This window comes from Burkholderia sp. RF7-non_BP4 (assembly GCF_001521935.1).
Classification (GTDB): domain Bacteria; phylum Pseudomonadota; class Gammaproteobacteria; order Burkholderiales; family Burkholderiaceae; genus Burkholderia; species Burkholderia diffusa.
Window position 1 is genome coordinate 19,148 of the sequence record NZ_LOTA01000077.1, and the last position, 13,552, is coordinate 32,699.

Sequence of the window (13,552 nt, forward strand, 5' to 3'; positions counted from 1 at the left end):
GCGTGCCTGCGGGAAGTTATTGTTGTTTCGACGGCAATGCAGCGGCCCGTGCCGCATCGGGGCCGGGCACGGGCGTGCCGTTCATCGCCGCCTGCTGTTGCGCCTGCTTGACCTCGGGATTGTCCAGCAGCGACGTCTCCATTTCGGAGAACGCCTTGTTCACCGAGCGCATCACCGAATCGACGGCCACGTCGGTCTTGATCTGCTCGAACGTATCGGCCGTCTGCCGGCCCGCGAGCTTGTTCATGTGCTGCGCCGCCTGCGACATGTCCCACATCGCCTTCGCGCGATCGATCGCGGACGCGAAATTCTTCAGTTCCGTCTGCACCTGCTTGTAGCGGCTTTCGCGAAACGCGAGCAGTTGCTTCATCGTGTCGAGCTGCGCGCGAAAGCGTGGCGCGTCGTCCGGATACTGCTTCTCGAACAGCTCGGTCTTGTTCTCGAAGTTCTTCACTTCGGTGCGGAACGCGGTGATGCTGTCCGCGAATTTCTGCGCCGCCTGGCGCTTTTCCGCGAGCTGGTTGATGAGCGTCTCGATCGGATTCGACTGCGCTTCCTCGACGATCATCTTCACCTTCTGGTTCGCGAACTTCATCGCGACGACCGGTGCGAAATAGATCGCCCCGAGGCCGATCACGGCCGCCGTGATCAGCGCGATCATCCCCTTCAGGATGAACAGCGCGGCCGGTGCCGCGATCGCGACGCCGGCGATGATGATCGCCCATTTGATCAGCTTTGCCTTGCCACTCCCCGAACTGCCGTTTGCTTCATTCGAAAGCTGCGACATGAGTTTTTCTCCTTGAACCTCGAACTGAACTGCGTGCGTAAGCTGCGTCTGCTCAATCGAAATGCTTCGGACTCCGGTGCCGCCGCGCGCGCGGGACGGTCGACGGCACGATGCGTGAACGCGTGGCGGCGGCGTCACGAGACGCCGGTGTAAGCGTCATGCGCGATACGGTATTCGGGCGCGACAGGCTGACGCGCGCCGCGGCGGCGCCGATCGGCACCGCTCATCGTCGCGGCCGGCGCGCGAACGGAAAAGTGTACCGATGCACGGTACGAAACGGGATGACGGATACGTGACGCGACGGGCGTCGGGAAAATCGTGATTCCGGCAGGCCGGTGGCTGCGGCGCCGGGATTCCGGTACGAGTGCGTGAAGGCTCATCGTTGTTCTTGTGCGCGTCGCTGATGCGGGAGCGCGCGGCCAGCGCGCCCCGCTCCAAATGCACGCACGTATCCTGCGCCGAGCGGCATGCAGCGTCAAGCGGTCGGCGCGGTGCGTTGCCCTTTCGCAATCGAAAGCGTGCGCGGCGCGTCAGCTTTCCGAACGGTAAGGATGTTGCCGACGCCGCGACGCGTCGCGCTCGGTCGAAATCGACGTCGATCGAAACGCGGCCCGCGGCCGGCCGCCGGGATGTTACGTCTCGGCGCCGATCGCGGCGTCCGCATCGAACCCGTACAGCACGGCCGGATTGTCGACGAGCATCGCGCGGCCGACCGCCTCGTCCACCGCGCAGGCGTGCAACCAGCCGAGCAGGTGCGCATCGTCGGGCACCGGCGACGCGTTCGGATGCGGCCAGTTGCTACCCCACACGCAGCGCGCCGAATGCTCGCGCGCGAGCACGGCGGCAAGGCGTGCGACGTCGTCGTAACCGGGCGCACCGGATCGCGAAGTCTCGTAAGGCGCGGACAGCTTCACCCAAACGTGGCCGCGGTCCAGCAGGCGCCGCAATGCGACGAACGCCGGCGCATCCGGCGTCACCGGCGTCAGGAACTTGCCCGTGTGATCGACGACGACATGCGCCGGCAACGACGTCAGCATCGACTCGACGTCGGGCAGCGTCCGGCCGTCGAGCTGCAGGTCGATGTGCCAGCCGAGCGGCGCGATCCGCGTGGCCATCCGCTCGAGCTCGTCCCATCGCGCGACGCCGCCCGACAGCGTCATGAACCGCACACCGCGGATGCCTCTTGCGTGCAGCCGCTCGAGTTCGGCGTCCGGCACGTCGACGGGCAACGTCGCGACGCCACGCGCCTGCGGGCCGAGCGCGGCCAGCGCATCGAGCGTGCAGCGGTTGTCGAACCCGTAACCGGTCGGCTGCACGACGACCACGCGCGCGAGGCCGAGCGCCCGCTGCACGCGGCGATACGCGTCCACCGGCGCATGCGGCGGGCGGAACGTCGCCGTCGGTGCGAGCGGATACGCATCGTCGTAAATATGAATATGGCAATCGCAGGCGGGCGACGGCCGTGCGCCGGGGCGGTCGTGCGTCATCGTGCGCCCGGCGCGGCGGATGCGTCGGCCGATCGCCAGCGTGCGAGCCGCGTCGCGTGCGCGGCGTTGACCGCGCCGTTCGGCACGCGTGCGTCGAGCAGCGCGGCGAGTTGTTCGACCGTCTCCAGTGCCTGGTGCTCGACCGCCGGCCGCGTCAGTCCGCCGATATGCGGCGTGGCGACCACGCGCGGATGCGCGGCGAGTGCGGGCGTCGGCATCTGGTCCGTCGCGCGGCCGACATCGAGCGCGCAACCGGCCAGCCGGCCGCTGTCGAGCGCGTCGGCCAGCGCCTGCTCGTCGACGAGCTCGCCGCGCGACGCATTGACGAAGCACGCGCCCGGCTTCATCGCGGCGAACGCGCCCGCATCGAACAGGTTCGCGGTGGCGGGCGTCGCCGGCGCGAGGCACACGACGTAATCCGCGTCGCGCAGCAAGGTCGCGCGGTCGACCTGTTCGATCGACGGCGTGTCGACCCGCACGTACGGATCGCACACGAGCACGCGCATCCCGAACGCCGTCGCGATCGGCGCGAGATGGCGCGCGATCTGTCCATAGCCGACCACGCCCAGCGTGCCGCCGCGCAATTCGCGGCCCATCCGCGGCAGCGGCGGCGTGCCGCGGTGGTACGCATCGGCGTACGCGCCGATACCGCGCGCGAGGTCGATCATCGCGCCGATCACCCACTCCGCGACGGCCGGCCCGAAACCGGGGCTCGCCTGCGTGACCAGCACGCCGAATTCGCTCGCCGCGTCGACGTCGACGGTACGAATGTCGACCGCGCAGCGCAGGAACGCGGCGAGCGCGGGCAGCCCCGCGAACAGCGCGCGCGGTGCCGGCGTCTGCCGGTACGCGATCATCGCGTCGCATCCCTGGGCGGCGGCGATCAGCTCGTCCGTGCCGAGCTCGCGATCGAGCGGATTGCACGTGACGTCCGCGATCGCCCGCAGCGCGCGCAGCGCCTTCGCGCCGAAGTAGTAATCGAGCATCCCGGACGGATGGGTCACGTAGACGCGCGTCATGCGGGGGCTCCGTCCGATTCGACCGTACGTGGCGGCGGCGGCGCGACCGACGCGCGCTCGACGAGCGTGACGCCCGGGAACACGCACTGCCCGGGCTCCGACGGGTCGCCGTCGTGCCGCATCACGCGCCGCACCATTTCCGCGGCCATGTCCGTGACGGGCAGCTGCACCGTGGTCAGCGCGGGCCACGAGATCGCCGACAGGAAGTGACCATCCATCCCGACGACCGATACGTCGTCCGGCACGCGCAACCCGCCGTCGCGCAGCCCGGCCATCAGGCCCAGCGCGAACAGGTCGTTGACCGCGACGATGCCGGTCGGCCGCGCCGGATCGGCCGCGAGCGCGGCGCCCAGCGCGCGTCCGACCTCGACGATCACCGCGTCGCCATATTCGTTCGCCGGACCGCCGTCGAGCACTTGCGCATCGGCGCCCGCGTCGCGCGCAGCCGCGAGAAAGCCGCGAATCTTGTCGCTGCGGCTCACGGTGACGCCGGCCACCGTCGCGAACGCGAGCCGCGTATGGCCCGCGGCGACGAGACAGGCGGTCGCGAGCCGCGCGGCCGCCTCGTTGTCGGCGGTCACGTGATCGACCTTCGATTGCTCGCCGGGCGTCGCGCGGCGGTCGTAGCTGACGACCGTCATCCCGCGTTCGGCCGCGCGTTCGAGGTGGCTTTCGTCGGCGAGCGACGAGATCACGATCACGCGCCGCACGCCGTGCGCGAACAGGTCGTCGAAGAACGACGCCTCCTTGCCCGCGTCGCGGTACGTGTTGCCGATCAGCACGCGATGGCCGTACTGCTCCTGCGCGCAAGCCTCGATCTCGCGCGCGATGTAGCCGTACATCGGATTCGCCATCGACGGCACCAGCAACCCGACGAGCGGCGTCTGCCCCGTCTTGAGCTGGCGCGCGAGCGTGCTCGGCCGGTACTGCAGCGCATCCATCGACGCCTTCACGCGTTCGAGCGTCTCCGGCTTCATCTGATCGGTGCGGCCGTTGAGCACGTTCGAAACCGTGCTGACCGAAACAGCCGCATGACGGGCCACGTCCTGAATCGTACTCATGTCGTCTTGCAATGAACGGGCTACAGGCCGAAACGGGCCGGCAGCCACAACGAAAACGCCGGTGCGAAGATCAGCGCCACGAGGGCGACCGACAGCACCAGCAGGTATTTCACCATCGGCCGCGCCACGCGCGCGACCTCGGTCCCCGTGATCGCGCAGGTCGTGAACAGCCCGAGCCCGACGGGCGGCGCGAACAAGCCGAGCCCCATCGCCACCACCACGACCGTGCCGAAATGCAGCGGGTTGATGCCGAGCTGCAGCGCGATCGGCGCGAGCAGCGGCCCGAAGATGATCAGCGCGGGCGCGCCTTCGAGCACGGCGCCGAACACGATCATCAGCAGCGCCGCCAGCAACAGGAACGCCGTCGAGCCGTACTGATGGGCAAACGCCGTCATTGTGCCCGAGACGAGCGCGGGAATCTGCTCGATCGACAGCGCGAACGACACGCTCGACGCCGCCGCGACGATGAACAGGATACCGCTCGCCATCGACGCCGCACGGACGAACACGCGGCCGACCGAGCGCCAGGTCAGCTCGCGGAACGCCGCCCAGCCGACCACCAGCGCATAGACCACCGCGAACGCCGACACTTCCGTCGACGTCGCGATGCCCGACGTCACGCCCTTGCCGATCATCGCGACCATGATCAGCGCGACGAGCGCGCCGCCGGCGAGCGGCAGCCACGCGCGGCGTTCGACGAACACCGCGTCGATGTCGATCCGGCGTCCGCAGATCACGGTCACGACCGCGAGCGACGCGGCGAGCACGGCCGCCGGCACGATCCCGGCGACGAACAGCCCCGCGATCGAGATGCTCGCGACGAAGCCCATGATGATCATGTTCACGCACGGCGGAATCGTCTCGGCCATCACCGCGCTGCACGCGAGCAGCGCCGCGGTTTCGTCGGGATCCTGCCGCGCGCGGCGCACGGCCGGCATCACGACGCCGCCTACCGCCGCGATGTCGGCCAGCTTCGAACCCGACACGCCGGAAAAGCACGCCGTCGCGAAGATCACGATCAGCCCGAGCCCGCCGCGCACGCGCCCGAAGATCCGCAGCAACAATTCGACGAGCCGCGCGGACATCCCGTTCGACTCCATCAGCAAGCCGGCCAGCACGAAGAACGGCACGGCGAGCAGCACGAAGTGATCGGCACCGGCCATCACCTGCTGCGAGTAGACGAGCAACGGCAGCGTCGGATCGGCGAGAAAGTACAGCAACGCCGAAAACGCGAGCACGAAGCCGATCGGCACGCCCAGCACGAGCCCGCCGACGAAGCCGGCGACCAGCAGCGCCCCCGGCGCGATCGCGTGTTCGGGCCGCAGCGCGTTCCAGCCGTACACGGCGCCCGCGAGCACCGCGCAGCAGGCCAGCGTGCCGAGCACGCGGCGGCGCGGCGCGTTCAGCGCGTTCGCGAGCGCGAACACGCTCATGAACAGCGCGCCGAACATCATCGGATACACGTTGATCCAGCCCGGCAGGCCGCCGGTCGTCAACTGATCGTACGAGTCGCCGAGCAACTGCCACGACGACGCCAGCAGGTTCAGCGACACCGCCGCGACGATCCAGTGCCCGATCTGCACGAGCGCGCCCTGCCAGCGTGCCGGCAGCCAGCCGCGGAACAGGTCGATGCCGACGTGCTCGCTGCGGCCGAGCACCGTCGCCGCGCCGAAGAACACCAGCACGATCATCAGCGCGCTCGCGACCTCCTCGGCCCAGTCGACCGGATCGTGCAGGAAATAACGGAAGACGACCGACACGAATACGACCAGCACGTCGACGGCCAGCACGGCGGCCGACATGTATTCGATCCAGCGCATCGCCGCATCCAGCGCGCGGGCGGCGGCGCGCACGGGACGGCCTGACGCGACGGCCGGCACGACGCTCGAAACGGAACCGGTATCCATCGATCAACCCCGCGCGGCGGCGATCGCCGGAAACAGCGGCGCGGTGGCCGGATACTGCTTCGCGAATGCCATGTAGAGGCGATCGTGCATCGCCTGCCGCAGCGCCGCGCGCTCGGCATCCGCCATCGGATGAAACGTCATCCCGTGCTGCTTCAGCGCCGCCTCCGCCTGCTCGGCCTTCTGCGCCGCGATCGCGCGCTGCTGCGCGGTCGCGTCGGCCACCGCGCGGTCGAACGCCGGGCGCAGGTTCGCCGGAATCCGCTCGAGCGCGCGCCGCCCCATCACGACGGTCATCGCCGCGAACACGTGGTGCGATTGCCAGCACGACTTGACGATCTCGTCGAAGCGGCTCGCGAGCACGGTGGCCGGATCGTGCTCGAGCCCGTCGACGACGCCCGTCTGCACAGCCATGTAGAGCTCGCCGAACGGAATCGGCGTCGGCACCGCGCCCATCACCTTGAAGGTGTCCATGAAGGCAGGCGTCGGCAGCACGCGCAGCTTCGTGCCCTTCACGCCCTGCAGCGCCGTCACCGGCTGCTTCGTGAACACGCAGCGCCCGCCGAAGTGCGAACCCCACGTCAACACGGAGCAGCCCGCGCGCTTTTGCAGCAGCGCGTTCAGGCTGGTGCCGACCTGGCCGTCGAGCACCTTCGCGACGTGCGCATAGCTGTCGAACAGGTAGCCGAGATCGAGCATGCCGAGCTCCGGCGCGACCGTGGCCCAGATCGACGAGCCCGCGATCATCATGTCGATCGCGCCGATCTTCACCTGCTGCGCGACGTCGCTCTCCTTGCCGAGCTGGCTGTTCGGAAAGTAGTCGACCCGGATCGCGTCGCCGACGCTCGCCTTCAGGTTCGCCGCGAGGCGCTCGTACCACACGTAGTGCGCGGCGTTCTGATCGGCCGGCATCGACGACGAGCAGCGCAGCGTCACGGCCTGCGCCGCGCGACCGATTTCCGGCAAGCCGCCCGCGACCGCGAACGTGGCGGCGGATGCCGTTTGCAGAAAGCGCCGCCGGGTGAAGGTAGTCATGGCCGTCTCCTTTCCAATCGCGTCTTCTGACGTGACTGTATCGATTTAGTGTATCGATACAGTAATACGACGACCGATGAGCGAGAAATGAGGGTTTTCCCGTGACGGGCAGGTGGGAATTTCGGGCCGAAGTGCCATGCGGCGTCGCCGCATTTCGGCCTTTCCGGCCCGTGGCGCACGTCAGGCGGGCCGGCGGATATCGTCAGACAACTGACTTTTTCTAAACGGCGACGCCGTCCGCATCGTCCGTCAGAAACTGCCCGACCATCGCGTTGAACACCGGCAGCGCCGGATTGTCGTTGTCCGCGCGCCACGCGAGATACAGCTCGGCCGCCACGTCGACGCCCGCGAGCGGCCGGAACACCACGCCGTCCACATGCAGCTCCCGCGCCGACGCCGGCACCAGCGCGGCACCCAGCCCGGCACGCACCAGGCCGAGGATCGTATGCGTCTGCCCGACGTAATGCAGGTAATTCGGCAAGCGCCCCGCGCTGGCGAACATCCCCGAGATCATGTCGTGGAAGTACTTGCCCTCGTTCGGCGAATACGCGATGAACGGCTGCCGGTCGAGCTCGTCCGGGCCGATCTGCTCGTACGCGGCCAGCGGCGCGCCCTGCGCGACCGCGACGAGCATCGGCTCGCGCTGCACGAGCCGGTATTCGAGCGGATGGCGCGCCGCGCGCTGGCGCACGAAGCCCGCGTCGAGCATGCGCGACGCGAGCGCGTCGATTTGCACAGTCGACACCATTTCGCGCAGCTCGACATCGACGTCCGGCAGCGCGTGCGCCGCATGCGCGAGCAGCTCCGGAATCATCCGGTATGCGCTGACGGCCGTGAAGCCGAGCGTGATGCGGCCAGCCTCGCCGTGCGCGACGCGTTGCGCGGCCTGCTCGGCCCGCGCGGAAAATTCGAGGATGTGCCGCGCATCGCGCAAGAAGCGCTCGCCGGCCGCGGTCAGTCTGACCTGCCGGCTGCTGCGTTCGAGCAGCGCGATGCCGAGCGCATGTTCGAGCAACTGGATCTGCCGGCTGAGCGGCGGCTGCGTCATGAAGAGCCGCCTGGCCGCACGGCCGAAATGCAGTTCCTCGGCCACGGCGACGAAGCAGCGAAGCTGGTTCAGTTCAATCATTCAAATCTTGAATCAATCGATCGCGTCTTGATGTTAGACCGATATCGATACGATTCCCATACTCGATTGCAGCCGATGCGCGGCCTGCGCCGCGCACGCCGACCGAGACCTCCATGACCATCGCTCGCCGGCCGCTTCGACCGCATTCGGATCACGCGGCACGCATGACGCCCGGCGGCGGCATCACGCGCGCTGGCGCGCGCCCGGCGTCGGCGCGACCGCGAGCCGGTCGAGTTCGCGCAGGTCGTTCTCCAGCGCGGGCGTGAGCGTCGTGCGCAGATGGTCGAGGAAGGTGCGGATCTTCGCGTCGAGATAGCGGCGCGTCGCATAGACGGCATACACGCTGACCGTCTGCAGCCGGTATTCGGGCAGCACGCGAATCAGCCGCCCTTCGCGGATGTCGTCGAGCACGGTGTACAGCGCGACGCACGCGATGCCGCGCCCTGCCCGCACTGCGACGCACAACGCATCCGGCACGTTGACCTGGAACGGCGCCGGCTGCAGCTCGTACACCGTTTCCTCGTCGTCGCCGCGCTCGAGCCGCCACTCGCTGGCCGGCGATGCGGGCGTATCGAGGCGCAGGCACACGTGGTTCGGCAGATCATCGGGCGTGGTCGGCGTGCCATGCCGCGCCAGGTATTCGCGCGATGCAACCAGCACGCTGCAACTCGTTCCGCAAGTCTGCGCGACGTAGCCGGAATCGGGCAGCTGCGACGCGGTCACGATCGACACGTCGTAGCCTTCCTCGACGAGATTCGGCATCCGCTGCGCGAGCGTCAGCTCGATCGACACGTCCGGGTTGTCTTCCTGATAGCGCACGATCGACGAGACGACATGACTCTGCCCGAGCCCCGTCATCGCATGGATGCGCATCTTGCCGCTCGGCCGCAGGAGCGCGTTGCGTGCCTCGGCGTTCGCGTAGTCGAATTCGGCGAGGATCGATTTCGCACGCTCGAAGTAGCGCTCGCCGCTTTCGGTGAGGCCGAGATGGCGCGTCGTGCGATGCAGCAGCCGCGTCTGTACGTGAGCTTCGAGATTCGACACCGCGCGCGACACCTGCGCGGTGGTCGCATCGATTTCTTTGGCGACCGCGGTGAAACTGCCGGCTTCGACAACGCGCACGAACAGGCGCATGTTTTCGAGCATGTCCATTGAATTGACTTGGGGAGTATCGGTGGAGGAACGTCGGCGGCGCTCGCGTCAGACGGGAATCGGGGCGGGCGCGCGAACCACACGCAAGCGATCACCATGCCGGGGAACGGGCGGGAGAGCGGGCATCGCGTGCGTGGTTGTGGCATATCGGGGGATTCGGTGGCCCGAATTGTACGCCGCCGCAGGCAAATTTGCGCGATCGCCGCGCCTCCAGGCTTTCATCGGATGAAAGGTTTTTGCAAGACGAATACGTCGCACGCCCGCAACGTATTGATGCGGCGCGACAATTTGTATCACAACGCGATATAATTTGCGCCTTCCTTGCGCTGCGTCATCCGCGTCGCCCTTTCTACCGCTTATCGTCCATGTCGTCAGGTTCCTCCCCGTCGCGCCGCACATTCCGCCAATGGCTGCACAGCTTCATTCCCCATCCGATGACGCTCGGCTGGCGCGAGCGCATGCGCTCGTGCGCGGGCGCGCTCGTCGGCATCGCGACGGTCGGCGTCACGATGCGGCTGCTGCCCGGCGTGCCGGGCCTCGTGCCGCTGCTCGTCGCGCCGATGGGGGCGTCGGCGGTGCTGCTGTTCGCGGTGCCCGCGAGTCCGCTCGCGCAGCCGTGGTCGATCATCGGCGGCAATCTGGTGGCGGCGACCGTCGGCGTCGCCTGCGCGCAGTCGATCGCCGATCCGATCACGGCCGCCGCGGTTGCGGTCGCCCTCGCGATCGGCGGCATGTTCGTACTGCGCTGCGTGCACCCGCCGTCGGGCGCGGTCGCGCTGACGGCCGTGCTCGGCGGCCCCGCGATCCGCTCGCTCGGCTTCGGCTTCGTGGTCGAGCCGATCGCGCTGCAATCGGCGATCCTGCTGTCGGCCGCGCTCGTGTACCACGCGCTGACGGGCCACCGCTATCCGCACGGCGGCGTGCGTCCCGACGCGAAGCCGCAAGGCGGCAGCGCAGCGCCGGCACGCGGCGGCTTCACGCGCGCCGATCTCGACGCCGTGCTGAAGCGCCGCGGCGAATGGCTCGACGTCGATCCGGACGACCTCGAAATGCTGCTGCGCGAAACCGAGATGCAGGCGTATGCGCGCACGTTCGGCCAGCTCACGTGCGCCGACCTGATGACGAAGAACGCGATCGAAGTCGCGCCGTCGACGTCGGTCATGGCCGCGCTGACACTGCTCGACCGCCATCGCGTAAAGGCGCTGCCCGTCGTGGACGGCGACGATCGCCTGATCGGCATCGTCACGCGCGCCGACCTCACGCGCCAGCTGCGCCGCCCGGCCCCGCTGTGGCAACGGCTGGCCGCGCGCCTGCCGCAGTCGTTCGGCGGCCGGCCGCCCAGCGTCGCCACCGTGATGACCCGCGACGTCGCGTCCGTGCCGCAGACCCTGCCGATCACGGCGCTGGTGCCGCTGTTTACGCATTCGGGCCACCACCACATCCCGGTCGTCGACGCATCGCAACGGCTCGTCGGCATCATTACGCAGACGGATCTCGTCACGGGCCTGTACCAGCAGACGCGGATGCTCGAGGCCGCGTAACGCAGACGAACAGAAAATATGCTCCATTTCGCTGAAAATCGTCCATTTATATCATGTTGTGATATATTTGGCGCTACCGAAACTGCTGCCCGACCGACCGCAATGACCGATACCCGACGCGCGCTGACCAAAGGCGATTTCCAGCAACTGTCCGAGTTCCGCTACCAGATGCGCCGCTTCGAGCGCTTCTCCGAACGCGCCGCGCAAAGCGAAGGCGTGACGCCGCTGCAATATCTGCTGCTGCTGCACATCAAGGGCTACCCGCATCGCGAATGGGCCACCATCGGCGAACTCGCCGAACGCCTGCAGGCGCAGCATCACGGCGTCGTCGCGCTGGTGACGCGCTGCGAGGCGCTCGGGCTCGTAAAGCGCAAGACGAGCGAAGCCGACCGCCGGCAAGTCGAGGTCCATCTCGAAGAAGCCGGCGAGACGCTGCTCGCCCGTCTCGCGGCCATGCACCGCACGGAACTGAAATCGCTCAAGGGCACGTTCCAGGTTCCGCAGATCGATTTCTGACCCAGGCTTTACCGACCTTCCCCTACTCCGATGAACGCACCACACAAACGCGATTTCTCGACCAACGAACGCCTGCCCAGGATCGCGTTGCTGGCTGCCGGGATCGGCGTGCTCAGCACGCTGGCGGCGTTCGTGCTGTCGAGCCTGATCCACCTGTTCACGAACCTGTTCTTCTTCCAGCAGTTCTCGTTCGCCGATCGTTCGCCCGCCCACAACACGCTCGGCGCATGGGTGATCGTCGTGCCGGTGATCGGCGGGCTGATCGTCGGATCGATGGCGCGCTTCGGTTCGGAGAAGATCCGCGGCCACGGCATTCCCGAAGCGATCGAGGCGATCCTGTTCGGCAAGAGCCGCATGTCGCCGAAGGTTGCGATCCTCAAGCCGCTGTCGTCCGGCGTCGTGATCGGCAGCGGCGGCCCGTTCGGTGCTGAAGGCCCGATCATCATGACGGGCGGCGCGCTCGGTTCGCTGATCGCGCAATGCGTGCACGTGACCGCGGCCGAGCGCAAGACGCTGCTCGTCGCGGGCGCGGCCGCCGGCATGACCGCCGTGTTCGGCACGCCGGTCGCCGCCGTGCTGCTCGCGGTCGAACTGCTGCTGTTCGAATGGCGTCCGCGCAGTTTCCTGCCGGTCGCGCTCGCGTGCGCGGTGGCCGGTTTCGCCCGCGCCGTGTTCTTCGGCGTCGACCCGCTGTTTCCGTTGGCAACCGCATCGCCGACGCCCGTCGCACTGCTGTCGTGCATCGTCGCGGGCCTGTTGTCGGGCATGCTCGCGTGCAGCCTGTCTGCCGCGCTGTACCGCGTCGAGGACACCTTCGCGAAGCTGCCGGTGCACTGGATGTGGTGGCCCGCGCTCGGTGCGATCGTGATCGGCGTCGGCGGCTGGCTCGAGCCGCGCGCGCTCGGCGTCGGCTACGACGTGATCGGCGACCTGCTGCACCAGCACATCGCGCTGAAGATCGCGCTCGCGCTGCTGATCGTGAAGGCCGTGATGTGGGTGATCGCGCTCGGCTCCGGCACGTCGGGCGGCGTGCTGGCCCCGCTGCTGATGCTCGGCGCCGGCCTCGGCACAGTGCTGTCGCCGGTGCTGCCCGGCGGCGATCCGGCACTGTGGCCGCTCGTCTGCATGGCCGCGACGCTCGGCGCCACGCTCGGCGCGCCGCTGACCGCGATCGTGTTCGCGTTCGGCCTCACGCACGACGCGAACGCGCTGCTGCCGCTGCTCGCCGCGACACTCGTCGCGCACGGCTTCGCGACCGTCGTGATGAAGCGTTCGATCATGACGGAAAAGATCGCGCGCCGCGGGTATCACATCTACCGCGAATACGGCGTCGATCCGCTCGAACGCCACGACGTGGCCGAAGTGATGACGCCAGCCGACGCGCTCGTCGCGATCGACGGCGCCACGACGCTCGATGCGGTCGAGTCGCAGTACTTCGGCGTGAAGCAGACGCACCGTGCATACCCGGTCGTGCAGAACGGGCGCCTCGTCGGCGTCGTGGATCGCGCGACGCTCGACGCGCAACGCGCGCAGGCCGGTCCCGGCGCCGTGCTCGCGAACGCGTTCGCCGGGCGCGTGCCGGCCGTCGCGCAGGCGCACGAAACGTGCCGCGTGGTCGCATCGCGGCTCGCGATGCTCGGCCTGGAGCGCCTGCCTGTCGTCGACGATCCGCAATCACTGCGCATCATCGGCATCGTGTCGCGCAGCGACTTGATCAAACCCGCGCTCCAGCACTTCGACGACGAACAGAAGCGCGAACGCTTCCGTCCCGTCCTACCCGTCAACCTGCGCGACGCAGGAATACGCAAGGCCGGCTGATACGTACCGCGCGCCGCCGCGTCCGGCGTTTAAACTTCGTTGACAATCGATCGGACGAAAGTTTGTCATCATGGTCTGCATGCGACGGGGCCATCATTCAGCC

Annotated in this window: 11 protein-coding genes; 3 read left to right on the top strand and 8 right to left on the bottom strand. The window is 68.3% G+C overall.

The features are described from left to right. Positions 1 to 16: 16 nt before the first annotated feature. From WS49_RS23665 to WS49_RS23700, 8 genes are all read right to left on the bottom strand, one after another. Entirely contained in the window at positions 17 to 787 is a 771-nt protein-coding gene (locus tag WS49_RS23665; protein ID WP_059533845.1) for a hypothetical protein, read from the bottom strand. 632 nt (positions 788 to 1,419) lie between these two features. Then, entirely contained in the window at positions 1,420 to 2,274 is an 855-nt protein-coding gene (locus tag WS49_RS23670) for an amidohydrolase family protein (protein WP_059533847.1), read from the bottom strand. Then, a complete protein-coding gene (locus WS49_RS23675; protein WP_059533848.1) occupies positions 2,271 to 3,293 on the bottom strand; it encodes an NAD(P)-dependent oxidoreductase in 1,023 nt (340 codons plus the stop codon). Before WS49_RS23675 ends, WS49_RS23670 begins: the two co-directional genes overlap by 4 nt. Continuing rightward, positions 3,290 to 4,366, bottom strand: a complete 1,077-nt coding sequence (locus WS49_RS23680; RefSeq protein ID WP_059533850.1) for a LacI family DNA-binding transcriptional regulator — start codon at positions 4,364 to 4,366, stop codon at positions 3,290 to 3,292. Before WS49_RS23680 ends, WS49_RS23675 begins: the two co-directional genes overlap by 4 nt. 8 nt (positions 4,367 to 4,374) lie before the next feature. After that, the gene (locus WS49_RS23685) at positions 4,375 to 6,261 is read right to left on the bottom strand and encodes a TRAP transporter large permease (RefSeq protein ID WP_059533852.1); all 1,887 of its coding nucleotides are present in this window, start codon (positions 6,259 to 6,261) and stop codon (positions 4,375 to 4,377) included. Between the two features lie 3 nt (positions 6,262 to 6,264). Continuing rightward, entirely contained in the window at positions 6,265 to 7,293 is a 1,029-nt protein-coding gene (locus WS49_RS23690) for a TRAP transporter substrate-binding protein (RefSeq protein WP_059533854.1), read from the bottom strand. Between the two features lie 220 nt (positions 7,294 to 7,513). Further along, complete coding sequence (locus WS49_RS23695) at positions 7,514 to 8,422, bottom strand: LysR substrate-binding domain-containing protein (protein ID WP_059533856.1); 909 nt, start codon at positions 8,420 to 8,422, stop codon at positions 7,514 to 7,516. 183 nt (positions 8,423 to 8,605) lie between these two features. After that, positions 8,606 to 9,574 carry a LysR family transcriptional regulator gene (locus tag WS49_RS23700; protein WP_059533858.1) on the bottom strand — a complete coding sequence of 323 codons (969 nt, stop codon included), beginning with the start codon at positions 9,572 to 9,574 and terminating at the stop codon, positions 8,606 to 8,608. A 365-nt stretch (positions 9,575 to 9,939) separates the two neighbouring features. Between WS49_RS23700 and WS49_RS23705 the strand changes: the two genes are divergently transcribed. From WS49_RS23705 to WS49_RS23715, 3 genes are all read left to right on the top strand, one after another. Next, positions 9,940 to 11,115: an HPP family protein gene (locus WS49_RS23705; protein ID WP_059533860.1), complete on the top strand. Its 1,176-nt coding sequence runs from the start codon at positions 9,940 to 9,942 to the stop codon at positions 11,113 to 11,115. A gap of 102 nt (positions 11,116 to 11,217) precedes the next feature. Then, the gene (locus WS49_RS23710) at positions 11,218 to 11,631 is read left to right on the top strand and encodes a MarR family winged helix-turn-helix transcriptional regulator (protein WP_059533862.1); all 414 of its coding nucleotides are present in this window, start codon (positions 11,218 to 11,220) and stop codon (positions 11,629 to 11,631) included. A 30-nt stretch (positions 11,632 to 11,661) separates the two neighbouring features. After that, a complete protein-coding gene (locus tag WS49_RS23715; RefSeq protein WP_059533864.1) occupies positions 11,662 to 13,449 on the top strand; it encodes a chloride channel protein in 1,788 nt (595 codons plus the stop codon). Positions 13,450 to 13,552: the final 103 nt, after the last annotated feature.